22 protein-coding genes, 1 rRNA gene and 1 other RNA gene are annotated in these 24,452 nt (G+C 57.4%); 2 read left to right on the top strand and 22 right to left on the bottom strand.

Features of this window, described 5'->3' with window-relative positions:
- The 16 genes from BCM02_RS31650 to rpoE all read right to left on the bottom strand — a co-directional run.
- Window positions 1–92: ribosomal RNA gene (locus BCM02_RS31650) — 16S ribosomal RNA — on the bottom strand; the annotation flags it as partial.
- A 257-nt stretch (window positions 93–349) separates the two neighbouring features.
- Window positions 350–613: a pro-sigmaK processing inhibitor BofA family protein gene (locus tag BCM02_RS31645; protein WP_148933120.1), complete on the bottom strand. Its 264-nt coding sequence runs from the start codon at window positions 611–613 to the stop codon at window positions 350–352.
- Window positions 610–891 carry a DUF2508 family protein gene (locus BCM02_RS31640; RefSeq protein ID WP_246183644.1) on the bottom strand — a complete coding sequence of 94 codons (282 nt, stop codon included), beginning with the start codon at window positions 889–891 and terminating at the stop codon, window positions 610–612. Before BCM02_RS31640 ends, BCM02_RS31645 begins: the two co-directional genes overlap by 4 nt.
- A gap of 143 nt (window positions 892–1,034) precedes the next feature.
- Window positions 1,035–1,631, bottom strand: coding sequence for a recombination mediator RecR (recR, locus tag BCM02_RS31635; protein ID WP_148933119.1), 597 nt, complete (start codon window positions 1,629–1,631; stop codon window positions 1,035–1,037).
- A 25-nt stretch (window positions 1,632–1,656) separates the two neighbouring features.
- Window positions 1,657–1,968 carry a YbaB/EbfC family nucleoid-associated protein gene (locus BCM02_RS31630; RefSeq protein ID WP_148933118.1) on the bottom strand — a complete coding sequence of 104 codons (312 nt, stop codon included), beginning with the start codon at window positions 1,966–1,968 and terminating at the stop codon, window positions 1,657–1,659.
- Between the two features lie 44 nt (window positions 1,969–2,012).
- The gene (gene dnaX / locus BCM02_RS31625; protein WP_148933117.1) at window positions 2,013–3,767 is read right to left on the bottom strand and encodes a DNA polymerase III subunit gamma/tau; all 1,755 of its coding nucleotides are present in this window, start codon (window positions 3,765–3,767) and stop codon (window positions 2,013–2,015) included.
- Between the two features lie 293 nt (window positions 3,768–4,060).
- Window positions 4,061–5,518, bottom strand: coding sequence for an ATP-binding protein (locus BCM02_RS31620; RefSeq protein WP_148933116.1), 1,458 nt, complete (start codon window positions 5,516–5,518; stop codon window positions 4,061–4,063).
- Between the two features lie 161 nt (window positions 5,519–5,679).
- Window positions 5,680–5,944: signal recognition particle sRNA large type (gene ffs / locus BCM02_RS31615), an RNA gene on the bottom strand.
- A gap of 85 nt (window positions 5,945–6,029) precedes the next feature.
- Complete coding sequence (locus BCM02_RS31610) at window positions 6,030–6,473, bottom strand: hypothetical protein (protein WP_148933115.1); 444 nt, start codon at window positions 6,471–6,473, stop codon at window positions 6,030–6,032.
- Between the two features lie 72 nt (window positions 6,474–6,545).
- On the bottom strand, window positions 6,546–6,743 hold the full coding sequence (rpmE, locus tag BCM02_RS31605; protein ID WP_148933114.1) for a 50S ribosomal protein L31: 198 nt from the start codon (window positions 6,741–6,743) through the stop codon (window positions 6,546–6,548).
- Between the two features lie 116 nt (window positions 6,744–6,859).
- Window positions 6,860–8,107: a radical SAM family protein gene (locus BCM02_RS31600; protein ID WP_148933113.1), complete on the bottom strand. Its 1,248-nt coding sequence runs from the start codon at window positions 8,105–8,107 to the stop codon at window positions 6,860–6,862.
- 25 nt (window positions 8,108–8,132) lie between these two features.
- Window positions 8,133–9,476 (bottom strand): transcription termination factor Rho, encoded by a 1,344-nt coding sequence (gene rho / locus BCM02_RS31595; protein ID WP_148933112.1) that lies wholly within the window; start codon window positions 9,474–9,476, stop codon window positions 8,133–8,135.
- A 100-nt stretch (window positions 9,477–9,576) separates the two neighbouring features.
- Window positions 9,577–10,830 carry a UDP-N-acetylglucosamine 1-carboxyvinyltransferase gene (locus BCM02_RS31590; protein WP_148933111.1) on the bottom strand — a complete coding sequence of 418 codons (1,254 nt, stop codon included), beginning with the start codon at window positions 10,828–10,830 and terminating at the stop codon, window positions 9,577–9,579.
- Window positions 10,831–11,471: 641 nt separating this feature from the next.
- Window positions 11,472–11,870 (bottom strand): response regulator, encoded by a 399-nt coding sequence (locus BCM02_RS31585; protein ID WP_148933110.1) that lies wholly within the window; start codon window positions 11,868–11,870, stop codon window positions 11,472–11,474.
- Between the two features lie 162 nt (window positions 11,871–12,032).
- Entirely contained in the window at window positions 12,033–13,637 is a 1,605-nt protein-coding gene (locus BCM02_RS31580) for a CTP synthase (protein ID WP_148933109.1), read from the bottom strand.
- 212 nt (window positions 13,638–13,849) lie between these two features.
- Window positions 13,850–14,398, bottom strand: a complete 549-nt coding sequence (gene rpoE, locus BCM02_RS31575; RefSeq protein WP_148933108.1) for a DNA-directed RNA polymerase subunit delta — start codon at window positions 14,396–14,398, stop codon at window positions 13,850–13,852.
- A 524-nt stretch (window positions 14,399–14,922) separates the two neighbouring features.
- Between rpoE and BCM02_RS31570 the strand changes: the two genes are divergently transcribed.
- The gene (locus BCM02_RS31570; RefSeq protein ID WP_148933107.1) at window positions 14,923–16,062 is read left to right on the top strand and encodes a S8 family peptidase; all 1,140 of its coding nucleotides are present in this window, start codon (window positions 14,923–14,925) and stop codon (window positions 16,060–16,062) included.
- Between the two features lie 225 nt (window positions 16,063–16,287).
- On the opposite strand, the gene argS is transcribed toward BCM02_RS31570, so the two are convergent.
- The 6 genes from argS to speE form a co-directional block, all read right to left on the bottom strand.
- Window positions 16,288–17,967, bottom strand: a complete 1,680-nt coding sequence (gene argS, locus BCM02_RS31565) for an arginine--tRNA ligase (RefSeq protein ID WP_148933106.1) — start codon at window positions 17,965–17,967, stop codon at window positions 16,288–16,290.
- An 87-nt stretch (window positions 17,968–18,054) separates the two neighbouring features.
- The gene (locus tag BCM02_RS31560; protein WP_148933105.1) at window positions 18,055–18,525 is read right to left on the bottom strand and encodes a YwiB family protein; all 471 of its coding nucleotides are present in this window, start codon (window positions 18,523–18,525) and stop codon (window positions 18,055–18,057) included.
- A 480-nt stretch (window positions 18,526–19,005) separates the two neighbouring features.
- The gene (locus BCM02_RS31555) at window positions 19,006–19,530 is read right to left on the bottom strand and encodes a DNA-deoxyinosine glycosylase (RefSeq protein WP_148933104.1); all 525 of its coding nucleotides are present in this window, start codon (window positions 19,528–19,530) and stop codon (window positions 19,006–19,008) included.
- A gap of 127 nt (window positions 19,531–19,657) precedes the next feature.
- The gene (locus BCM02_RS31550; protein WP_187434508.1) at window positions 19,658–19,918 is read right to left on the bottom strand and encodes a DUF7667 family protein; all 261 of its coding nucleotides are present in this window, start codon (window positions 19,916–19,918) and stop codon (window positions 19,658–19,660) included.
- Between the two features lie 458 nt (window positions 19,919–20,376).
- Window positions 20,377–21,246 carry an agmatinase gene (gene speB, locus BCM02_RS31545; RefSeq protein ID WP_148933103.1) on the bottom strand — a complete coding sequence of 290 codons (870 nt, stop codon included), beginning with the start codon at window positions 21,244–21,246 and terminating at the stop codon, window positions 20,377–20,379.
- Between the two features lie 13 nt (window positions 21,247–21,259).
- The gene (gene speE, locus BCM02_RS31540; RefSeq protein WP_148933102.1) at window positions 21,260–22,087 is read right to left on the bottom strand and encodes a polyamine aminopropyltransferase; all 828 of its coding nucleotides are present in this window, start codon (window positions 22,085–22,087) and stop codon (window positions 21,260–21,262) included.
- Between the two features lie 210 nt (window positions 22,088–22,297).
- Here speE and BCM02_RS31535 point away from each other — a divergent pair, with 210 nt between their 5' ends.
- Window positions 22,298–24,394 (top strand): transglycosylase domain-containing protein, encoded by a 2,097-nt coding sequence (locus BCM02_RS31535; RefSeq protein ID WP_148933135.1) that lies wholly within the window; start codon window positions 22,298–22,300, stop codon window positions 24,392–24,394.
- Window positions 24,395–24,452: the final 58 nt, after the last annotated feature.

The following is a 24,452-nucleotide window of genomic DNA, read 5'->3' as shown; positions in this document are numbered from 1 at the left end:
AACCTTACCCCGAAGGGTAAGATCCGCTCGACTTGCATGTATTAGGCACGCCGCCAGCGTTCGTCCTGAGCCAGGATCAAACTCTCCATAAAAGAAAGATTGTTTAGCTCATTTCTTACGTTGACATATATCGCTCATTGTTCAGTTTTCAAGGAACAAGTTTGTTTCTTTTGTTTCGCCCTTGTCTCAGCGGCGACTTTTATAATATATCACATTCGCCCATTTGATTGCAAGTACTTTTTTTTGAAAAGTTCTTTAAGCAATCTTCGCACGTCGTTCATGCTCGTCAGGCGCAAGGAGTAATGTATCACATTTAGAACGACGAGGTCAAGCTTGTTTTTTGTTTTTTTCAAAGAACGATGTACTGCAAGCCGAGAATTAATCCGATTCCCGGGATGCCGAGCAGTACAACCGTACTGATCGTAGCAGGCGTTAGGGGGATTTCAAAACCCTGAAGCAGCCCGGAGTAGTTCAAGGCATACAAAGCGAGCGCTGCCGTCACAAGATGCAGTCCGAATCGTTTCAACCAACCCCAACTTAATTTCTGTCTCAGCAAGACAACGAGAAGCAATACCGTCGAACCGATAAGTATCGCCAACCATACGCTTTTCATTTTGCTTCACCTCCGTGCCATTGGGGCCACTGCGCGTTTAACGCTTTGGCTTTGCGCAGCAGCATCTCGTATCGTTTCTCCGCTGCTTCTATCGCAAAAATCGCATAATCGATCTGATCTTTCCCGAGCGCATACTCAAAATGCCGCAGCGCATTGTCCCAATCCTGCTTCGCCGCGCCGATTTCCTCTCTTAACGCCAACATTTCGAGATTGGTATCCGCCGGCTTGCCGCTACCCAACACCGGCTTTGCTTTATGCAACCCTAATCCGCTCTCCATACGTAACGCCTCCCAGCTTGTCCGCATTGAACCTTGGATTTCCCGTTCAATTAGGTGTATGTCCAGGAAGGAGAGGATTAGAACCGTGCGTCGCAGATAAAAAAATCCCGCGAAGCAGGAGCCTCGCAGGATTTTTCTCTATTCTATAATTCGCGGCGCCCTTCCAGTGCTTTGGATAACGTGACTTCATCCGCATACTCCAAGTCGCCGCCTACCGGAAGACCATGGGCGATACGCGTGACTTTCAGCCCGAACGGCTTGACCAGCCGGGACAAATACATGGCGGTCGCTTCCCCTTCGATATTCGGGTTGGTTGCCAAGATAAGCTCCTGCACGCGCTCGTCCGAGAGGCGCTTGAGCAGCTCCGCGATGCGGATATCGTCCGGACCCACGCCTTCCATCGGGGAAATGGCGCCTTGAAGGACATGATACTGTCCCTCGAATTCCTTGGTCCGCTCCATGGCCACCAAATCCTTGGATTCCTGAACGACGCAAATGACGGAGACGTCTCGCGTCTTGTCTTGGCAGATCCGGCACGGATCGGTGTCCGTGATATTGCAGCAAACGGAACAATAATGAAGATTGCGCTTGACGCTCACGAGCGCCTTGGCGAAGTCGATGACGTCGTCTTCTTTCATGCGCAGCACGTAAAACGCAAGTCTTCCCGCCGTCTTCGGTCCAATCCCCGGCAAACGGCTGAAAGCGTCGATCAGTTTGGCTATCGGTTCGGGATAATACAAGGCCAAGCTCCTCTGCTAAGGGGTCTTAGAACAGACCCGGAATCTTCATGCCGCCCGTGAATTTGCCCATGTCTTTGTTGGCCAGCTCATCTGCTTTGTTGAGCGCGTCGTTCACTGCCGTCAAGATCAGGTCTTGCAGCATTTCGATGTCGTCCGGATCAACCGCTTCCGGCTTAATGACGATGCTCTGTACATTCTTATGGCCGTTCACGACTACCGTGACAACGCCGCCACCGGCCGTGCCTTCGACGCTTTTCGATGCTAATTCCTCTTGCGCCTTCATCATTTGCTCTTGCATTTTCTTCACTTGCTTCATCATTTGGTTCATGTTGTTCATATGGTTATGCCTCCCTTATTGGTATACTTGCTCAATCGAATCGGTCACTTGTCCTCGACGACCACGAGATCTTCGCCGAATAATTTAACCGCTTCTTCAACCCATTCCGGCTGCTTGCCGCCGCTAACCGGCTCATCTTGCTGCTGCATCTGCAGCGGCTCGGCTTCCTTGGCCGGACCGGTATCGAACGCGGCTTGCCAGTCCTTGGTCATTACGGTCGCCAAATGGACTTGCCTACCAAACGTATCATGAAATACGCGTTCGATCAATTCGCGGTTCGCCGGCTTCTCCGTCGTCTCGCGATGCATCGTGTTCTTAAACGCAATCAGCACCGTGTTATCCGCCGCGGCTACCGGTTCGCCGTCCACGAGCCAGGCGTGAACCGTGATTCGGGCGTCTTTCACCCGTTGCAAAATCTCGCCCCATCGGTTGCGTACTTGGACGGTCGCCTGGCTCTCCGCCGCGACGACGAACGGATCCAGCTTGACCGTGCTCCGCGGCAAGCCTCCACCGCCGCCCGCACCGCGAAACGCTCCCCTGTTGCCGCCCTTGCTCGGCTCCGGCGCCCCAGAGGGGCCTTCCGCCCGCACGCCGGATTTCGCCAGCTCCGTCAACTTGCGTTCCAACGAGTCGATCCGCTGCTGCAGCCGCGTCACTTCCTCGCTCCCCGCGGCCGATCCGGCTGCTTGCGAAGCTCCGCGCTCCGCCCCATTATCCGGGACGGTGCTCACTTTCATGAGAGCAACCTCGAAGATCGTCTGCGGCAGCGCGGCATGCCGGATTTCGTTCTGATATTGATTCAGAATGTCGATCATCCGGAATAGACGCTCCGTGCTAAACGCTTCCGCCGTCGCTTGGTAACGTTCCGGGTCCACGATTCGTTCGGTGGATGCGCGGCCGCCCGGCGCGAGCTTCAATACAAGCAAATCCCTAAAGTAGTAGACGAGATTCTCCAGACACTTGTCCGGGCTCTTGCCCGCCTGCATTAAATTCTCTACGATCGGCAAAATCAAGGCCGCGTTGCCGGCTTGTATCGCATCGGCCAGCTGGCCGAACTGCTCTGCCGCCAATCCACCGGTAACTTCGACCGCTCCGTCTAGCGTGATGCTTCCCCCGCCGAACGCTGCCGATTGCTCCAGTAGACTGATCGCGTCGCGCATGCCGCCGTCCGACAGCCTCGCGATATAAGACAGCCCGTCCGCCTGCGCTTCGATTCCTTCGGCCTCGCAAATCTGCCGAAGCCGTTCCGTCTGCTCCGGAAGCGAGACCTGACGGAAATCGAACCGCTGACAGCGGGAGATAATCGTCGCCGGCAACTTATGCGGCTCTGTGGTCGCCAAAATAAAAATAACATGGCCCGGCGGCTCTTCTAACGTCTTCAGCAGCGCATTAAAGGCTTCCGTGGTCAGCATGTGAACTTCGTCTATGATATATACTTTAAACCGGACTTCGGAAGGCGCATACCGCACTTTCTCCCGAATATCCCTAATCTCATCGATACCCCTGTTCGAGGCCGCGTCGATCTCGACCACGTCCATGATGGTACCGGCCGTGATACCTTTGCAAGCGTCGCATTCGTTGCACGGCTCGATCGCCGGGCCGCGCTCGCAGTTGATGGCTTTGGCGAGCACTTTGGCCGTGGTCGTCTTGCCCGTCCCCCGCGGACCGTTGAATAGATAGGCATGCGAGACGCGCTGCTCGCGAATTGCATTCTGCAGCGTCTGGATAATATGCTGTTGGCCAACCATATCCCTGAACGTCTGCGGACGCCAGGCGCGATATAAGGCGATATGTGACACGCAAGACCGTTCCTTTCGGGCTTTCTTTACATCATCCGATACATGATGCAGCTTGCTTTTATTATATCAGATCGCGTCAAGCAAGGCGAAACGACTATCGCCGTATTTTAACGGCGATACGCGTTACGTTCCGGAGAAATACAAGATGACTTATATGCGCGAAACATATAAATTCTTGTATTTCAAGGCGAAACGACTATCGCCGTCTTATAACGGAGATACGCGTTACGTTCCGAAAACATAGAGGTTGAAATATAAGCGTGAAACTTATCCATTCCTATATGTGCGCAAAACTACCGGGCTCCCTCGATACAAGGCAGCGTAATGACGAAAAGAGCGCCTTCTTTCCGGTTCAATGCCCGGATGGTTCCGCCGAACTCATGAACGATGCGCTGACAGACGGAAAGTCCTAGGCCGGTACCGCTTGGTTTGGTCGTCACGAACGGATCGAAAATCTTCTCCAGCATGGCCTCCGGAATTCCGTCTCCGGTGTCGTGCACTTCGATCATTACCATTGACCGCCCCTCTTCCATCCCGCATCGGCCTTTGATCGTCAATATCCCCCCGTTTGCCATCGCTTCGATCCCGTTCTTGCAAATGTTTAAAAACACTTGTTTCAGCATCTCCCGATCTGCGAGCACAGGCTTAGCGCGCGATTCAACCTCCCAGTCGACCACCACGTTATGAAGAAGCGCCTCGCTCGAGATCATCGGCAGCAGATCCTGCAGCACCTGAGCCACGTCGACGTGATCGTAAAGAATGTTCTTCGGCTTGCTGAGCAGTAAAAATTCGCCGACCAGGCTATTAATCCGGTCGAGCTCCGTCAGCATGATTTCGGTATACCCGGCTTCCTTCACCATTCCCTTATCGGTCATCGTCTTCCGGAACATCTGGAGAAACCCGCGGATGGCCGTGAGGGGATTGCGAATTTCGTGGGCCGCGCCCGCGGCGATCTGGCCGATCATCGACAGCCTGTCGCTCCGCTGCACCTGCTGTTCTAACGAACGCAGATTGGTGACATCCTTAAAAATAACGTATGCGCCTTCCGCCATGCCGGACGGCCCTTTAAGAAGACCGACGTCCATCAGCATCTCGCGCCGCTCGTCCCCCCGCATCCACGTAAACGGATGATTGCGGACGGATACGCCTTCCGAAAGCGCATGCCGAATTAATTCGAACTTCCGCCCCGGCTGTTCGAAAAATTTGCCCACCGGCTCTTCGAGCGCGGCGGCCGCATCCACGTTCAGCACTTGGCATGCTAGTTGGTTAATATCCATAATTCTCGAGTCGGAGCGCAGCAAAATAACGCCTGTCTCTTCATCCAATAGCATGGTCTCTCCGAAACGTTCCAGCAAATTAACGCCGCTTCTCTCACCGTGCTCCTGAAGTACCAGCATCAACTGCATTCCGGTCTCGGTCTCCGCGCGAAGGACGAAAGCGGTTACGATCATCGGAATACCGTCCACTCGATTAAGCATTAATAGCGGCAGCGCATCCGCACCGCCCAACTCCGGCTGCTTTCCGGCCTGCACCAATTGTTCAAATGATTGACTTTCAAATATTCGCTCCGCGCCAAATCCCATGAGCATCTGCCTCGAATATCCGCTCCGGTGTTGGAAATATGCGTTATAATTCGTGATTCGCCCGCGCTCGTCGAGCACGAGGACCATCGTGTCCCTAAGACGATTGATATGTACATCGAGCGCTTCCATGCTGAGCCGGACTAGCGGTGCAGGCGGAATACGATTCATGGTTCATCCCTCTTTTTATGCGATCCCTTGCGACGCTTTCGCGCCAATACGATAAGTACCTTCTACCATTCGCGACCGGATTGGCAAATTCCTGCCAAAATGCAAAAAACACCTTTGCGACCCGCAGGCTAGCAAAGATGTTCAACGTTTCTTGTATTGTACCGTGCACCTGCCTTCGATACATGCGATCCGGGCGGCAACTTTACTCCCAGCTCGGGACAGGCACCCCTCCGGCACATGAACTAACTTGCTTATGGCTGCTTCCTTCCGGACCTGACCCGTTCACAAGCGTCCATTGCGGAGGACCCATCCGTCAACACTGTTCGTAAAGACCAGCCCCACATCGACATAACCTCGGGCAGGAATTCAACCTCGCTAAAGCGGATTGCGAGTTACAGGGCACCGCTAACTCCCCATCTAGCACGGCAGAGATAAGTATATCGCGTTCTGTCCGAAGATGCAACCTCAAGGGGAAAGTTACATGCAGTGGCAAAACACGGCTTCCTTCCTCTTATTTCACCGTATTGACGTGAATCGTGTAGCGAGGCATGTTGTACCGAAGCAGTCCGATGGCGCGATGACGCAGCTGCATTTCGTCTACGCCCGGCTTCGGTCTGATCGTTACGTAAAGATTCGGCCCCTGAAAGGAAATGCTCATCTGTTGAATGCCTTTCAGCGTTTTCAACTGCTGCGTCGCCAGACCGGCATCCGAACGATAGTTAAGCTGCGTACCGTTCCGCGTCAGCAAATGCGGGTTGCTATTGGATAGTCCCAAATAGCCGTCATTCCCATAGGACTTCGCCTTAGTGCCGCGATTGCCGTTGTCGTTGTCTCCCGCACACCCGGATGCCAGAAGCGCCGCCGCCAACATCATGACCGCAAGCAGCACAAGCGAACGAAACTTCCGGCCCGTGCCGCCGAATCGTCTGCCGCGTTTGTTGTATAGGTTCGCCATATAAAAAAACCTCCTTCAATCCATAGGATGGCTGAAGAAGGTTCTTGTATTCTGCTAAATATCGGCAGATGATTAGATACCGTATTTCTTTTTGAACTTGTCGACGCGGCCACCTGCATCTAAGAACTTTTGCTTACCCGTGAAGAATGGGTGACAAGCGGAACAAATCTCAACGCGCAGGTTCTGTTTGACAGAACCGGACTCGAAAGTGTTACCGCAAGCGCAAGTTACAGTAGTGACGTGGTATGTCGGATGAATACCTTGTTTCATCGTTCATTCACCTCTTTCTGCCCTGAGCCTCATGCGTGCCCAGAGTAATAACGCACATAGCGGATTATAGCATGTCAAGACGGAAGTCGCAATGTCTACGCTATGCGGAATATGGATTATTTCCTAGGTGCTGGCGGAACATGAGTGTAGGATCCAATCACCACGTCTGGCAGCTCTTCTTTGAAAATTTCGAGCATTTGCTTCATCCCGTAAATCTCGCCTTTCGCTTTCGGAATAAGCTCCAAATAGCTCTCGGGGTCGATGTTCAGGTTGCGCATTTGGATCAGCCTGAGGCCGGTTCGCTTGACGAAGCCGATCATCGCCTCCATCTCTTCCTCACGGTCGGTGACGCCCGGGAAAATGAGATAGTTGATCGACGTATACACGCCCTTGTCCGATGCGTATCGCAGCGATTTCTCGACATTCGCCAGCGTGTAGGCTCTCGGCTTGTAGTAGGCGTTGTAGTGATCGTCCAACGCGCTGATCGTGCTCACCCGCATCAAATCGAGACCGGCGTCGACGATTGCGCGCATATGGTCCGTCAGTCCCGCATTGGTATTGATGTTAATGTAGCCCATATCCGTGCGACTACGTACGATCCGCATCGCTTCCACGATGATTTTGGCTTGTGTCGACGGTTCGCCTTCGCACCCTTGGCCGAAACTAATGATCGACTCCGGCGAATTCAGGTGCTCCATCATCACCTCGACCACTTCATCGACGGTCGGCTTGAAATTCATCCGGGTCTGCGGAGCCGGGAAGCCGCTGTCGTCCGGTTGTTCGGAAATACAGCCGAAGCAGCCGGCATTGCACGAATACGAGACCGGTACCGCGCCTTCCCAGCGCTGCAGGAACGTATTCGAGGAAGTCAAACACTCGTAACCGAGCGCGCAGTGAGAAAGGTGCTTATACAAGCGGTTCTCCGGGTATTTCGCTAGTAGGCGCTCTACACCGGTATTAACGTCGCCCCGGTCGCAATTATCCGGGTTCCAGCGTTCCGGATCGTCGGTCGCATGGGCCGCCACGTAGAAGCCCCCGTCTTTCCAAACAACGGCGGAGTAGCCAAACAGCGGCAGCTTCTGCGTCTTGTCCGTCTTCATATAACCCGGGATCGCCAGGCGCGTGAAGCCCTGCGGAAGCAGCGCCCCTACGGCCTGCACGTCGCCGGGAAGCGGCCGCATGTTGCCCGAAGCGTCGATGCCGATCGGACGCGTATGCGGAAGCCCCACCAGCGTGGCCCCTTCGGGCAGCGGGATCAGCTCCTCGTCCATCAGCTCCACGACCATGTCGCCGCTGCGCCCGAGGGCCGTCCAATCAGGATGATCATACAAGTTGCCTTGCTCATCCGCATATACGAGATTCATGATGTCCTCCTAAACTGTCTTGCCGTTACGATACCGGCGTCGTACGCGTCGTCGTCCGGCGTCCCGCGCTCGAACCGCTCGAGCTGCCGGCGCCGCTGCGCGCAGAAGGCCCGGATGGCACGTTAGACGTATCAAGCGAAGTCAAAAACTCTTCGTTCGTCTTGGTATCCGCCATTTTCTTCAAGAAGCTGTCGACGAATTCCATCGAATCGTTCATGCTCTTGCGGATCGCCCACACTTTATCGAGCGCTTCTTTCGTTAAGAGCATCTCTTCGCGGCGCGTGCCGGAGCGACGCATGTCGAGCGCGGGGAAAATCCGGCGTTCGGCCAGCTTCCGATCCAGATGAAGCTCCATGTTGCCCGTGCCCTTGAATTCCTCGTAAATAATATCGTCCATCCTCGAGCCCGTCTCCACCAGAGCCGTCGCCAGAATGGTCAAGCTACCGCCTTCTTCGATATTCCGCGCGGAACCGAAGAAGCGCTTGGGACGATGGAAGGAAGCCGGATCAATACCGCCGCTGAGCGTCCGTCCCGACGGAGGCACGACCAAATTGTACGCGCGGGCAAGCCGCGTAATGCTATCGAGCAGGATCACGACATCCTTCTTGTGCTCGACGAGGCGCAGCGCCCGTTCCAGCACCAATTCCGCGACTTTGATGTGATTCTCCGGCAGTTCGTCGAACGTCGAAGCGATGACTTCCCCTTTGACGGAACGTTGCATGTCCGTAACTTCCTCCGGCCGCTCGTCGATCAGCAGCACGAACAACTCGATCTCCGGATGATTGATCGCAATACTATTCGCGATTTCTTTCAGTAGCAGGGTTTTGCCGGCTTTGGGCGGCGCCACGACCAGACCGCGTTGTCCGAGGCCAACAGGTGCGAGCAAATCCATGATACGCGTCGAAATTTTAGTCGGGGAGTGTTCCAGCACCAATTTCTTTTGCGGATAAAGGGGAGTCAAGGCAGGAAAATGAAGTCGTTCTGCAGCTTGTTCGGGGCTTTGTCCATTGACTGCATTTACCTGAAGCAGGCCAAAATAGCGTTCATTCTCTTTCGGAGCCCGGCACTTGCCGGATACGAGGTCTCCCGTCCTCAAGTCGAACTTGCGAATCTGCGAAGCGGAGATGTAGATATCCTCGGTACTTGGCAAATAGTTGATCGGTCTTAAGAATCCGAAGCCTTCCGGCAAAATCTCGAGCACGCCTTGCATGAACATTAGCCCGCTCTTCTCGGCTTGCGCGCGCAATATCGCAAAAATAAGTTCCTTCTTCTTGAGCTGCCCGTAGTACGGGATCTGGTATTGCTTAGCCAGCTTATACAGCTCGGTTAGCTTCATCTCTTCCAGATCAGCGATCTGAAGATCTGTCATATTCTCACCACTTTGTCCATGATCTTGATTCCATCCATCATTGCCGGAAATGGCCCGGTCTATTCCGTCCCGGGCCTTCCGGTGCCAAGCGGCCCTGCGATTACTCGTTCTCGCGCCAAACGTCGGCGCCAAGCGCGCGAAGATTCTCGACCAGGTTGTCATATCCGCGGTCGATGTACTCCACGCCGGAAATCTCGGTCACGCCGTCCTCTACCGCCAGCGCCGCCACGACAAGCGAGGCCCCGGCCCGAAGATCGGCGGCGCGCACCTTGGCCGCGTTCAGCGGACCGCCCTCGATAATGGCCGAGCGGCCTTCCACGCGAATGTTCGCGCCCATGCGAGAGAGCTCTGGAACATGTTTAAACCGATTGCTGTAAACGTAATCACTTAGTATGCTGACTCCCGCTGCCTGCGTCAGCAAGCTGGTCATGGGAGATTGAAGATCGGTTGCAAAACCCGGGTACACGAGCGCCTTCACGTCGACCGCTTCGTATCGAGGCTGACCGACAATCCGGATCGATTCGTCCATCTCGTAGACGTGGACGCCCATCTCTTGCAGTTTTGCCGTCAACGCCTCCATATGCTTCGGAATGACATTATCGATAAGAACGTCGCCACGCGTCGCCGCGGCCATGATCATATACGTACCGGCCTGAATCCGATCCGGGATAATCGAGTGGCGGCAGCCATGCAGGCGATCCACGCCTTCGATTCGAATCGTCTCGGTGCCCGCGCCTTTAATCTTGGCGCCCATGGCGTTCAATAAGGTCGCTACATCTATGATTTCCGGCTCTTTAGCCGCATTCTCGATAACCGTCGAGCCTTTGGCCCTGGAGGCCGCCAGCATAATATTGATGGTCGCGCCCACGCTTACGACGTCGAGATAAATCTTCGCGCCCCGCAGCTCCTTCGCGACAATGCGAACGGAACCATGGTCGTTGGTGACCTCCGCGCCAAGCGCCTCGAATCCCTTGATATGCTGTTCGATCGGCCGCGGCTCGAAGTTGCATCCGCCCGGCAAGCCGATGGTCGCCTCGCCGAATCTTCCCAGCATCGCGCCCATGAGGTAGTACGACGCTCGAAGCAACTTGACGTTGCCGTTGGGCATCGGCTTCGAGGTCATCGTGGCGGGGTCGATCACGAACGCATCGCCGTCCCAGCCCACGCTGCCGCCGAGTTCTTCTAAAATCTCGCTGTATACCGCCACATCGCTAATGTGCGGCAGGTTGTCCAATACGACCGTCGACTCCGCCAAAATGGCAGCCGGAAGAAGCGCTACCGCGCTGTTCTTGGCGCCGCTGATCTGAACGGTGCCGCGCAGCGGGCGTCCGCCGCGAACCATTAATTTTTCCATGAACTCTTAAATCCTCCCATTCGGAAAGACACTAGCGTTTCTCCCAAAAGTGAAGTGTACCGTGAATTTTCCGGATTGCTGTACGATTGCGAATTGCGACTCTCGGAACTGACTCCTGTGCTGTAAGCAAGAATGAGGGCACGGTGAAACGGTTGGCGCCGTTTATGGCGTCGACGAGAGTTTCATCCAGGGGAACTACAAGATGATGGATAAGCGTAGAACTTATACATTCTTGTATTTCAAAAAACGCCGGAAGCAACGCATCCCGCCCCCGGCGAGAGAGCGGCAGGCTAGCGTGCGAACAGCTAAGCCGCCGTCCTCTGTCGAGATGCGGGATCTCGCCGCCGATGAGCAGCGTTCGCTTCCTATGTCATGTAACGCGTTTCCATGTCGGCTTCTTTACGAAAAATGGACTTGACTTGTTATCCTGTGCCATTATACCACATCGCCGTCCCGTTTTGTACAACCCGCCAATCCCGTAACAACCGCTCAATGAAAGGGGGATTCGCACCTCCGCTGCGCATGCAAGGCGAACGGCTGGCGCCGTCTTTTGCGGCGAGGGGCGTTTCATTTCGGGAAATTATAAGTTCATTAATACAGGCGGAGCTTATCCATTCTTAGCACAAAAAAGGACCCTGAAATCAGGATCCTGTCGCGAACCAGTTGCCCGATCCTTTGCCGCGAAGCTGCATGTTTACCGCAATCCTCATCTCGTCAATGTCGAACGGCTTCGTAAAATGCATCAGCGCGCCATGATCGGTCGCTTCCTTAATCATATCCAGCTCGCCGTATGCGGTCATCATGATGACTTTGATGTCCTTGTTAATGGCTTTGACGTGCTTCAATATTTCGAGCCCGTCCATGCCGGGGATCTTCATGTCCAGCAAGACGAGGTCAGGCGATTCGGATCTGACGATTTCGAGCGCCAACTTGCCGTTGGAAGCTTGAAAAGTATTGTAGCCTTCGCTGCTGAACACTTCCATCAGCAAGACACGAATCCCGTTCTGGTCATCGACGATCAACACTTTCTTATTATCCAACCTGAAAACCTCCCATAAATCCGCGACGCCAGGCGACACGATTTGGTCAACTCTTCCATAATCGTTAATATATTCGCGCGCTTAACCGCAATATCCTGCTTCGGCCTCGAAAAAAAACGGGGAATCTGCTCTCGGCAGACTCCCCGCATCTCTGACTGGCGCTTATGCTTCCGATGCTTCCAGTGCCGCTCTCACGAAACCGCGGAACAGCGGCTGCGGACGGTTCGGACGGGACGTGAATTCCGGATGGAATTGAACGGCCAGGAACCATGGGTGATCCGGCAGCTCCACCATCTCGACGAGACGGCCGTCCGGCGACGTGCCGGAGATGCGAAGGCCGGTCGCTTCGATCCGCTCGCGGAATTCGTTGTTGAACTCGTACCGGTGACGGTGACGCTCGTAAACGAGCTCGTCTCCATATTCGCGCTCGGCCAGCGAGCCCGGAACGGTCTTGCACGGGTAGAGCCCCAGGCGCATCGTGCCGCCCAGATCCTCGATATCCTTCTGCTCCGGCAGCAGGTCGATTACCGGATAAGGCGTCGACGGGTTGATCTCCGAGCTGTTCGCGTCCAGCAAGCCCGTCACGTTGCGCGCGTGCTCGATGACGGCCACCTGCATGCCCAGACAGATGCCGAAGAACGGAATGCGTTGCTCGCGCGCGTAACGGATCGCGTTGATCTTGCCTTCGATACCCCGATCGCCGAAACCGCCCGGCACGAGGATGCCGGAGACGCCATGCAGCTTGTCCGCCACGTTCTGCTCGGTTACTTCCTCGGCGTTCACCCAACGCACTTTCACTTCCGCGTCCCATGCGAAGCCTGCATGGCTAAGCGACTCCACGATGGAGAGGTAGGCGTCGTGAAGAGCGACGTACTTGCCGACGATCGCAATCTCGGTCGTACGCTTCAAGTTCTTCACGCGGTCCACGAGCCCTTGCCATTCGGTCATGTCCGGCTCGCCCGCGTTCAGCTTGAGGTGGTTGACGACGAAATCGTCCAACCCTTGCTCGCGAAGCATGAGCGGCACTTCGTAGAGCGTCGGCGCATCGATGCACTCGACGACCGCGTTCGCGTCGATGTCGCAGAACAGCGCGATCTTGCGCTTCAGTTCTTCGGCGATCGGCTGCTCGGTCCGGCACACGATGACGTTCGGCTGGATGCCGATGCTGCGCAGTTCCTTCACGCTGTGCTGCGTCGGCTTCGTCTTCACTTCGCCCGCCGCCTTGATGAACGGAATCAGCGTGACGTGCACGTACATGACGTTGTCGCGGCCGATGTCGCTCTTGATCTGACGGATCGCTTCGAGGAACGGCAAGCTCTCGATATCGCCTACCGTGCCGCCGATCTCGGTAATGACCACGTCCGAACCGGTTTCTTTGCCTGCGCGGAACACGCGGTCCTTGATTTCGTTCGTAATATGCGGAATGACCTGTACCGTGCCGCCTAGGTATTCGCCGCGGCGCTCTTTGGTAATAACGGTCGAGTAAATCTTGCCGGTCGTGACGTTGCTGTTCTTCGACAGGTTAATGTCGATGAAGCGCTCGTAGTGGCCTAAATCAAGGTCCGTCTCCGCGCCGTCGTCCGTCACGAATACTTCGCCGTGCTGGTAAGGACTCATCGTGCCCGGGTCCACGTTAATGTAAGGATCGAACTTCTGGATCGTCACTTTCAGACCCCGGTTCTTTAGCAAACGGCCGAGCGACGCCGCCGTGATACCTTTGCCCAGAGACGACACGACACCGCCGGTTACAAAAATGTACTTGGTCACTGATGATACCCTCCACGCTAGTAAGTTAAAGTATAGGTTTTCCCAAATTCCGCACAAAAATGGTGCTTAAAAAAGAAAAAAGTGACACCCGAATACGGGGGCACTTTTTGACTTTTGTCGTATATCTAATGTCCGAACTTGAAGCCCATGCAATAGTTTAATATGCCGGACATCCCGTGTCAAGACCGCAAAACCAGCGATTTACGTCTCGTTTACTTCTCGTCCTCGGATTCCGATTCTTCCGCTTCTTCTTCCTCGGCTTCCTCGTCGTCCGACTCCTCGTCCTCGAGCTCTTCGTCGTCGATGAGCACTTCCTCGTCGACTTCTTCCTCGGCTTCGACTTCTTCGTCGAAGATTTCTTGATCCTCGTCGTACAGATCGAAATCCTCTTCGTCCGCCGCGTAGGTTTCTTCTTCCTCGTCGTCGCTGTAGAGATCGTCGTCGTCGTCGTCGTTGATAATGCGCGGACGCTTCGCGTTTGTAACCGGATCTTCGTTGCGTTCAACCGGGTACCAGCGTTTCAATCCCCACATGTTGCTGCCGACGCACGCGAAACGGCCGTCGATGTTAATTTCCGTATATACTTGCGCAATCACCTGGTTGATTTCTTCTTGGGACAATTTCCGGACCTTCGCGATCTCCATCATCAGGTCCCGGTAATAAAACGGCGTATTGGCGGCTTTCAGCACTTCAAACGCCAAGTCGACCATCGGCATTTCCTTCACGCGCTCCGGATCGAGTTTCAACGTGAACTCGCTCATGGGTACACTCCCTCTCGTACGAATACGAATCGTCTCTTCGCTGCTGTTTGCGTTCCTTTTTCAACCTATAGTAAAACCTATTTTTTTCAAAAAAGCAAGCTTGGACGGCGGGCATGCGGGAAATGCCGCGCAGCCCGCGGTTGCGCGATCGGATTTGCACCCGCGAGAGGACGCGCGACAAACAAGGCGAAACGGCTGTCGCCGTCTTTTGCGGCGAGGCGCGTTTCATTCCGGAGAGTTCGAAGCTGATGTATGCACGCGAAGCTTATAAATGCTTAGAATACGAAAATAGCGGAGGGCTGGGCCCTCCGCTTCGACTGTATCCCTCCCGCCGCCTGCTTGCGACAAGCCGCTTTGCGGGAATCAAGAACCGCTCCCGCGGCTCTTCCTATATAGTATGAAGGTCCGCGCGAAATGACACTGTTCGCCGCCTATTTTGCAAAAAAAGGTCACTCGCTCATACGGCTTGGAACGCTCGGTCATACAATACCTCAGCAGTTCCGCCGTAGGAGGGGACGCCAAATTTGGACAGAACCGAGATACTCCGTTGGTTGCATCGTAAACTGGCCGCGCCCGCTACGGGCACGAAGCGGCGGATCGTCCGTTTCCGGCGGCACGGCGACTACAAGCGGTTTCTGAATGTCTGGACCGAATGGGCCGCATCATCCGCAAAACGGGAACGCGTTCGCCATCTGCCGCTTATTCAAGGTTTCTCGTTCCCCGATGAGGGGGGGGCTTCGTCCGGCTTCCCCGTAAAAGCCGTCTGGCTGGAAGCGGATCAGCCGGTCGCCGTCGACGCGCCGAACATCATGCCCAAGCCGACCACCGCGGACCGGGGCATCCCTTGGGGCGTGCAGAAAATCAAGGCGCCGCTCGCTTGGAGCTCGACGACCGGCCACCGGATCAAAGTCGGCGTCATCGACACGGGCGTCGACTTCAATCATCCCGATCTGAAGCAGTCGCTCGGCCGGGGGATCAATCTCCTCAATCGCAGCGCGCTGCCGTTCGACGACAACGGGCACGGCACGCATATCGCGGGCACGATCGCCGCAGCCAACCAGGTGCACGGCATGATCGGCGTCGCGCCCAGGGCGACCGTCTACCCCGTGAAGGCATTCGACAACAACGGAAGCGCCTTCGTCTCGGATATCGTGCTCGGCATCGAGTGGTGCGTCAATAACGGCATGAACGTCATCAATATGAGCTTCGGCATGAAGTCGCGCAGCAAATCGTTGCTCTCCGCCGTCAACCACGCGTATAACTCCGGCGTCATCATCGTCGCGTCCTCCGGCAACGATGGCAAGCGAAAGGCCGTCGATTATCCGGCCCGTTACCCGCAGACGATCGCCGTCGGCGCCACCACCCGGCTGAGGCGGGTCGCGCCGTTCAGCAACCGCGGCATGCATATCGATATTTACGCGCCCGGCGACAAAATCCTGTCGGCTTGGCTGCGCGGGAAGTACAACGAAATGAGCGGCACGTCCATGGCCACCTCGCATGTTAGCGGCGCCATCGCGCTACTGCTCGCCCAGCATCCGGATCTGTCGCCCGGCGACATCAAGACGATTCTGAAGAAGTCGATGGTGCCGCTGCGGGGCACGAAAGTACCGCGCGTGACCGGCGAGCTCGACATCGTGCGCATGCTGCAGGCCGCCGAGCGTTAGCCCGGCTGGCGTGGGGATTCGCAAAGCATGCCGGCTGCGATAACGTTAGCGGGACTTTCACGAATCGGGAGAGTACTAGTCTTTGAGATGCGATCGACGTGCGCGCCGGCCGCAGCGCGCGGAAACCGTGAACGGTCTACGTTCGGGCAATCAAGAACCCGGGAGCATGCGAGGCTAAGTTGCGCTCGCTCCCGGGTTCTTGATTTTGCGCAAGGCAGGACAGGTCTACATGCGCTCCGGCGCCGATACGCCGATCAGGCGCAGCACGTTGGCCAGAACGGTGCGGACGGCCGATAGCAGGGCGAGGCGCGCCTGCGTCTGGGCGGCGTCCTCCGTGATGACCCGCTCCGCCCGGTAGTAACTGTGGAACAGCGCGGCCAGCTCGTAAACGTAGCGCACGAGGCGGTGCGGCGCGTATTGCTCCGCCGCTTCGGCGATCTCCTGCGGCAACTCGCCCATTTTGCGAAGCAGATCATACTCGTGCTCGGTCGATAACTTGGCGAGGTCCACCTCTGCCAAATTCGCGAGCGCCACGCCTTGCTCTTCGGCTTGACGGAATACGCTGCAGATGCGCGCATGCGCGTATTGCACGTAGAACACCGGGTTCTCGTTGGACGTCGAAATCGCCAAATCCATATCGAAATCCAGGTGCGAGTCCATGCTGCGCATCGTGAAGAAATAACGGATCGCGTCGACGCCGACTTCGTCCATCAAATCTTCCATCGTGACGGCTTTGCCCGTTCGCTTGGACATCTTCACCTTCTCGCCGTTCTGGAACAGGCTGACCATCTGCGCGATCAGGACGACGAGCTTCTTCGAATCGTTGCCGAGCGCCTCCATCGCCGCCTTCATGCGCGGAATGTAGCCGTGGTGGTCGGCGCCCCAAATGTTGATCATCCGGTCGTAGCCGCGCCCGTACTTGTCGCGGTGGTACGCGACGTCCGGCGTCAGGTACGTGTACGAACCGTCGTTCTTCACGAGCACGCGGTTCTTGTCGTCTCCGTACGCCATCGTGTTCAACCACGTCGCGCCGCCTTCCTCGAACACTTGGCCGCGCTCGCGCAGCGCCTCGAGCGCCTGCACGACTTGGTTCGTCTCATAGAGCGACGTCTCGCTGTACCAGCTGTCGAAGCCGACGCGGAATCGTCCCAGGTCGCGCTTGATTTTGTCCAGCTCCCGCTCTAAGCCGTATTGGCGGAAGAACGCGTAGCGCTCGTCTTGCGGTAGCGACAGCAGCCGGTCGCCTTCCTGTTCGGCCAGCTCCTTGGCGAAGCCGACGATATCCTCGCCGTGGTAGCCGTCGGCCGGCATCTCGGCGTCTTGGCCGAGTGCCTGCTTGTAACGCGCTTCGATGGACAGCGCCAGGTTCGCGACCTGGTTGCCGGCATCGTTAATATAGTATTCGCGCGTGACGTCATAGCCCGCGAAGTCGAGCACGTTGCACAGCGCATCGCCGACGGCCGCGCCGCGCGCGTGGCCCAGATGGAGACTGCCCGTCGGGTTGGCGCTGACGAACTCGACCTGCACGCGCTGACCGCCGCCGGCGCTTACGCGGCCGTATCCGTCGCCTTGGCCGAGCACGTCCGCGATGACCGGATGCAAGTAGCTGCGGTCCAGGCGGAAGTTAATGAAGCCCGGGCCCGCGATTTCGGCGGACTGAATCGAGGCTTTCGCCGCATCGAGATTCGCCACGATCGCTTCGGCGATCTGGCGCGGGTTCTTCTTCGCGATCTTGGTCAGCTGCATGGCGGCGTTCGTCGCGAGGTCGCCGTGCGCCTTCTCCTTCGGCACTTCGATCGCGAATACCGGCAGTTCTTCCCGGCTTGCCAGCCCTGCCGCGACGACCGCGTCGGCAATGGCCTCTCTTACTTGGGCATGCAGTTGTTCCAATACGTTGGTGGTCATTCGAACATCTCCTTCATATAAGTTGGGCGTACCGCCCCGGTTGTTTATTTATCATTGAACATCCCTATGTATCGGCGCAGACGTTACCTACGGCGTATTGGCCGATTCCTCGGTCTCGGCCAGCAGGCGGATGCGGAACTGTCCGACCGATTCCCCGCCGACCCATAACATATACCGCCACTCGAGGAGCAGCGGCAGCGAAGGCCTTGGCAAATTGTCCGCCGTGCCCGTGCTGCTCTCGTCGCCGGTCTGCATCCAGAGCAGCAGCGTCTCCGTCTCCAGCGGGAACGTCGCATGCTCGGACTTATACCGGCCCGGCAGCCGCTGACCGGCCGCGAAGCTCTGTTCGGCCTCGATGCCGCCGTGCCGGGTCAGCCGCAGTTCGCCTTCCCGCCATCTTACGGTCGTGCGTACTTCGCCGTACGTCTCGTCCCGCTCTTCGTACCGGATATAGACCGTCCTGTCTTTCCGATACCACTCGCCGGTGAGCTGATGCGCCTGTTTCTCGCCGTCCACGTCGCTCTCGAGCGTAATCCGAATGTTTGCTTTATCGTCCATAGACGCTAATCCCGTCTCCCTCCATTACGCGATAGGCCGTGCCCCGCGCTTCGTCCCCGCAAGGCGAACCGGCTGCGCCGTCTTCGTCGCGAAGCTCGTTTCGTTCCGGAGAATTCTAAGCTCGTTTATACACGCGAAGCTTATAAATTCTTAGAATTCAAAAAAGCCTTCGTCTCCGGAAAGAGACGGAAGGCTATCCGTGGTACCACTCTTCTGAAACCCGCGTCGGCCCGCACTCGCCGGGCGGCGTTCCACTTGACAGGATAACGGCCTGTGCCGGGTCTCCCTACCGGCGAGCGCTCGCGGCCTCTCGCTTCAGGAAACCGACTCCCGGGTGCGCTTCCGGCTGCGCTTCCGTACCGGCTCCCACCACCCCGGCTCGCTAAAACGGCTTCTCGCTAGCGTACTCTCCCGATCATTGTCGCTGAATTTGGTTCTATTATAGTCGTCACCCGCCAAAAAAAGCAAGGGGCGGCATGATCAAGACGACGACGCGACGCGCGCATAGTCGACGATCGGCCGCCACGCTGCGATACGATCGTCGGCCCCGCGCATCTTGGGCGTCGGGATCGGACTGGTGGACGGCAGCTTCAGCAAAACACGTCCTTTCGTGCATGAATGATGGCGAAAATGCTTCATGAAGGTATCGTGCGCTTTGCTGCCGTTAAAGACGAGGCATCGAATGCCGGGATACGCGGTTAGCAGCTCCGGAATTGCATTGGGCTTCTCGCCTTTAATATTCGCGTCCAGGCTGCCTTCCCGCTCGCCGGCGGCGATGACGTCCCATAGCGCCAGCCGGTTCCGGGCCGCGAAAGCCAGCCGCTCGCCATAATCCGGATCCGGCGAAGCCCCGTCGCCGAATAGGGCGTATACGACCGTCCAAAAGTAATTGCGGGGATTGCCGTAGTACTCCTGCACCTGCAAGGAAGCATCTCCGGGCAAGCTCCCCATAATCAGTACCCGGGCCCGCTCGTCGATCACGGGCGGAAATGAGTGTTTACGCATGGCTCTCTCCCCTTACGGCGGCCTGGAGAGATAGACGCCGCTTCCCCATGCCGCGCGAGGGAGGAATGCTCCCGGCAGACGGGCTTCATGCGCGCAGCCCGGCCCGTATGCCGCAGCCGTCGGCGTCTTATGCCTCCTCCGTCCGGCGCGATGCCGGCGGTTGGCCGTTCATTTTTTCGATCCGCGCGCAAATCTCGTGCTGCCACTCCGCATCATTCGTCATGGAAGCCAGCAGCGACAGGTTGTACAAGTGGGCCAGCTGCCTGCAGAAGACGGCGTTCGCCGCCAGGCAGTGTTCGAAATCGGCCGATTCTTCCTCCGTCAGCTTCCGCTTCGTCCGCAGAATATACAGCTCCGCCAATCGTTCATGTACCGGTAAAATGCCCATTGCCCAGAACTCCCTTCTCTTTTAGGCCCATCACCTTAGGTAAATGCTGCTCCCCTATCGGGATCGCAAACCAATTACCCTAGGTAAATGCTGCTCCCCTATCGGGAGCGCAACCAATTACTCTAGGTAAATGCTGCTCTCCCTACCGGGAGCGCAAACCAATTACCTGTTACTAGCCAGTATGGCCAATAGAGAAAAGATTCATAGGCTGGGCGCGCCGAAAATTTCGCCCGGTTGGCGGGGGCCTGGCGAGCAAACGGACGGCATTGATCGGTACAGCAGCTATCGAAGCCGCCTGCCGGCGTTGGTCGCCGCTATGCGACCGGCGCTCGTAAGCTGCGAGCGGTGCGGGACAGAATCCCCGCCCTCGCTCGATCTCTCCTAAAACAAACCGGCCCGCCCTTGCATCAGGATGCAGGACGAGCCGGTGCGGACGCCGGGCAATACGCCCGAACGAATTACTTAATAAAGCCGAGCAGCATCTCGCGAATGACCTTCGATGCGACGATCTGCGTCATCTCCGAGTGGTCGTAAGCCGGAGCAACCTCGACGAGGTCGCAGCCGACGACGTTCACGCCGGAATTCGCGATCGCGTGGACCGCTTCGAGCAATTCCTTGCTCGTAATGCCGCCCGCTTCCGCCGTGCCCGTGCCGGGCGCCGCGGACGGATCCAATACGTCGATGTCGATCGTCAGGTAAACCGGACGGCCCGCCAGCTCGGGCAGCGCCTTCTTCAGCGGCTCGAGCACCTCGTACGGATGGAAGTTGATGTTCTCGCGCGCGTACTGCCACTCTTCGCGGGAACCGGAACGGATGCCGAATTGGTAGATGTTCTTGCCGCCCATCAGGTTCGCTGCCTTGCGCAGCGGCGTGGAGTGGGACAGCGGCTCGCCTTCGTAGTTCTCGCGCAGATCCGCGTGAGCGTCGAAGTGGATGATCGCCAAATCCGGGTACTTCTTGTACACCTCTTGGAAAATCGGCCAGGATACGAGATGCTCGCCGCCAAGACCGACCGGCATTTTGCCGTCGGCCAGCACGCCGCTCACGAATTCGCCGATGATGTCGAGCGAACGCTGCGCGTTGCCGAACGGCAGCAGCAGATCGCCGGCGTCGAAGTAGTCGATGTCTTCGAGGCTGCGGTCGAGGTACGGGCTGTACTCTTCCAAGCCGATCGACACTTCGCGAATGCGGGCCGGGCCGAAGCGCGAACCCGGACGGAACGAGACGGTAAAGTCCATCGGCATGCCGTAGATGACCGCTTTGGAAGCGGCGTAATCGTCGGAGCTCAGGATAAAGACGTTACCGGAGTATTTTTGATCCAGACGCATGGGCGGGTCCTCTCTATTTCACCAGGTCTTCCACAAACTTCGGCAGCGCGAACGCCGCTTTGTGCAGACGAGGGGAGTAGTATTTGGTATCGATCTCCGGGATGGACGACTCGTCCACCGCGAGCGGGTCATGTTTCTTGCTGCCGAGCGTGAACGTCCACAGGCCGCTTGGGTATGTCGGCACGTTCGCCCAGTATACGCGAACGATCGGGAATACTTCCTTCACGTCGCGATTAACGCTCGAGATGAGGTCGGACTTGAACCAAGGGTTGTCCGTCTGCGCGACGAAAATGCCGTCTTCCTTCAGGGCGTCGTAGATGCCTTGGTAGAAGCCGCGCGTGAACAGGTTGACCGCTGGGCCGACCGGCTCGGTGGAGTCGACCATGATGACGTCGTACGTGTTCTTGTGGTCGTGGATGTGCATGAAACCGTCGTTCACGATGACTTCCACGCGTGGGTCGTCCAGCCCGCCCGCGATGTTCGGCAGGTATTGCTTCGAATATTCGATGACTTTGCCGTCGATCTCGACGAGTACGGCCTTCTCGACCGAAGGGTGCTTCAGCACTTCGCGGATCACGCCGCCGTCGCCGCCGCCGACGACGAGCACGTGCTTCGGATTCGGGTGGGTATACAGCGCAGGATGGGCAACCATTTCATGATAGACGAACTCGTCCTTGTCGGTCGTCATGACCATGCCGTCCAGTACGAGCATCGTGCCGAATTCTTCGGTCTCGATCATGTCGAGCTTCTGGAAATCGGTCTGCTCGCTCACGTACGTCTCTTTAATTTTGGCCGTAATGCCGTAGCTGTCGGTTTGTTTCTCGGTATACCACAATTCCATGGCTGTTAGGTCCCTTCTTTCTTGTATGTTGGATTCCTATTATTCGTTAGGTCGATGGTTCACACTGTATTATAGTGCTTCCGGGGGAAAAATCAACCTTTCGCGTCTGCCTGCACAAAAAAAACATTTTCGCTCCCGAGAGGGGTGAATAGGCGCCCCTCGCGTTTTCCATACTAAGGAAAAAGAGATGCGAACGTGAGGGATGCCACCATGACCAAACCCGCTTCCAAACCGGCGGCGCGCAAACGCGGCACGCCTTGGCGCGTGCGAGCCGAACGGTGGATGCCGCTGATCCGCCGCCTTCGCAAGGCAGGCTTCGTCGCCGGATGCTGCACGCTGGCGATGCTTCTCGTCGCCTTCGGCTTCCTATATTATCTGCGCCATCAAACGCTGCCCGCCGCTTCGATCACGCAATCGTCCCAGATGCTCGACCTGCAGGGGAACGTTATCGATACGTTCCATACGGGCGAGAATCGGCAGTCCGTCCCGCTCAAGGCGGTCTCCCCCTTCCTCATCGACGCGACGCTCGCCATCGAAGACCAACGGTTCTACGACCATCTCGGCTTCGACGTGAAGGGGCTTGCCCGCGCGGCCGTCGTCAATCTGGAGCATATGGAGACGAAGCAAGGCGCCAGCACGATTACCCAGCAGCTGGCGCGGAATCTATACCTGACGCACGAACGGACGTGGAACCGCAAAATCAAAGAAGCGATGTATACCGTTCAGCTCGAGATGAACTACACCAAGAACGAGATTCTCGGCATGTATCTGAACCAAATTTATTACGGGCACGGCGCTTACGGGGTCGAGGCCGCGGCACGACTGTACTTCGGCAAACACGCCTCCGAGTTGACGCTGGCCGAGAGCGCCATGCTGGCCGGCATTCCGAAGGGGCCCAAGTATTACTCGCCTTATAATGATATGAAGAACGCCAAGGACCGACAGCGCACGATCTTGGGAACGATGGCCGCGCAAGGCTATATTACCCGGGAGGAAGCGGACGCGGCGGGCAAGGAGCTGCTGGCATTCCAGCCGCTGGGCGGCGGGCAGCAGGACGGTACCGCGCCTTACTTCCGCGACTACGTCCGCAGCATCGCCGTCGACCAACTCGGCATTAACGAGCGGCTGTTCAGCGAGGGCGGCTTGCGCATCTTCACGACGCTCGACGAGGAAGCCCAGCTCGCCGCGGAAGACGCGGTCGCCAAGGGCATTCCGACTTCGTCGCAGCAGCAGGCGGCGCTCGTGTCGATCGATCCGCGAACCGGATACATCAAGGCGTTGGTCGGCGGACGGAACTATAAGACGAACCAATTCAACCGCGCGCTCGCGAAGACGCGGCAGCCCGGCTCGTCCTTCAAGCCGATCCTGTACTTGACCGCCCTGCAACAAGGATCGATGACGCCGGTCTCCCGGTACAAAAGCGAGCCGACGATCTTCACCTATGACGAAGGCCGCAAGACGTACGCGCCGCACAATTACAACGATAAGTACGCCGAGGACTACATCGACATGCGGCAGGCGATCGCGAGTTCGGACAATATCTACGCGGTCAATACGATCATGTCGGTCGGGGCGGACAACGTGATCGACATGGCCCGCCGCCTCGGCATTACGGCCACCCTGCAGCCGGTGCCGTCGCTCGCGCTCGGCACGTTCCCGGTCAGTCCGTTCGAGATGGCGTCCGCCTTCGGCGTGTTCGCCAACGCGGGCCAGCGCGTCGAACCGACCGCGATTCTGCGCATCGAGGATAGCAAAGGCGAGGTGCTGTACGAGGCGAAGCCGGTGCACAGCCAAGTCGTCGATCCGGCGCACGCGTACGTGCTGACGAGCTTGATGGAGAGCGTGTTCGAGACGGGCGGCACCGGCAACCGGGTCGCGGCGCTGCTCAAGCGGCCCGTCGCGGGCAAGACCGGCACGACGGCGACCGATGCCTGGCTCGTCGGCTATACGCCCGAGCTGGTCACGGCGGTCTGGGTCGGCTACGACAAGGATCGGAAGCTAACGCCGACCGAAGCGCACCGCGCCGCCCCGATCTTCGCCAACTATACCGAGCACGCGTTGGCCGCCGTGCCGCCGAAAATCTTCCCCGTGCCCGGCGGCGTATCCACCGTGTACGTCGATCCGAAGACCGGCAAACTGGCCGGCAAGGGCTGCCCGGACCGGCGGCTGGAGACGTTCGTCACCGGCACCGAACCGGCGGAGTTCTGCGGGGCTCACGGCGATCAAGCCGCATCCGGCGGCGAAGACGCGGTCAAGGAGACGTCCAAATCGTGGTGGTCGCAGTTGAAGCGATGGTGGACGGACTAACGGACCGTCGACAGCTGCAGCATGCGCGCACGGCAAGTTGTCGCAATCGGAAAGAGCC

Origin of the sequence: Paenibacillus methanolicus (assembly GCF_008124765.1) — a bacterium.
Taxonomy (GTDB): Bacteria; Bacillota; Bacilli; order Paenibacillales; family Paenibacillaceae; genus Paenibacillus_Z; species Paenibacillus_Z methanolicus.
Note: the sequence above shows the minus strand (reverse complement) of the source record. Positions and strands in the feature narration are given on the sequence as shown.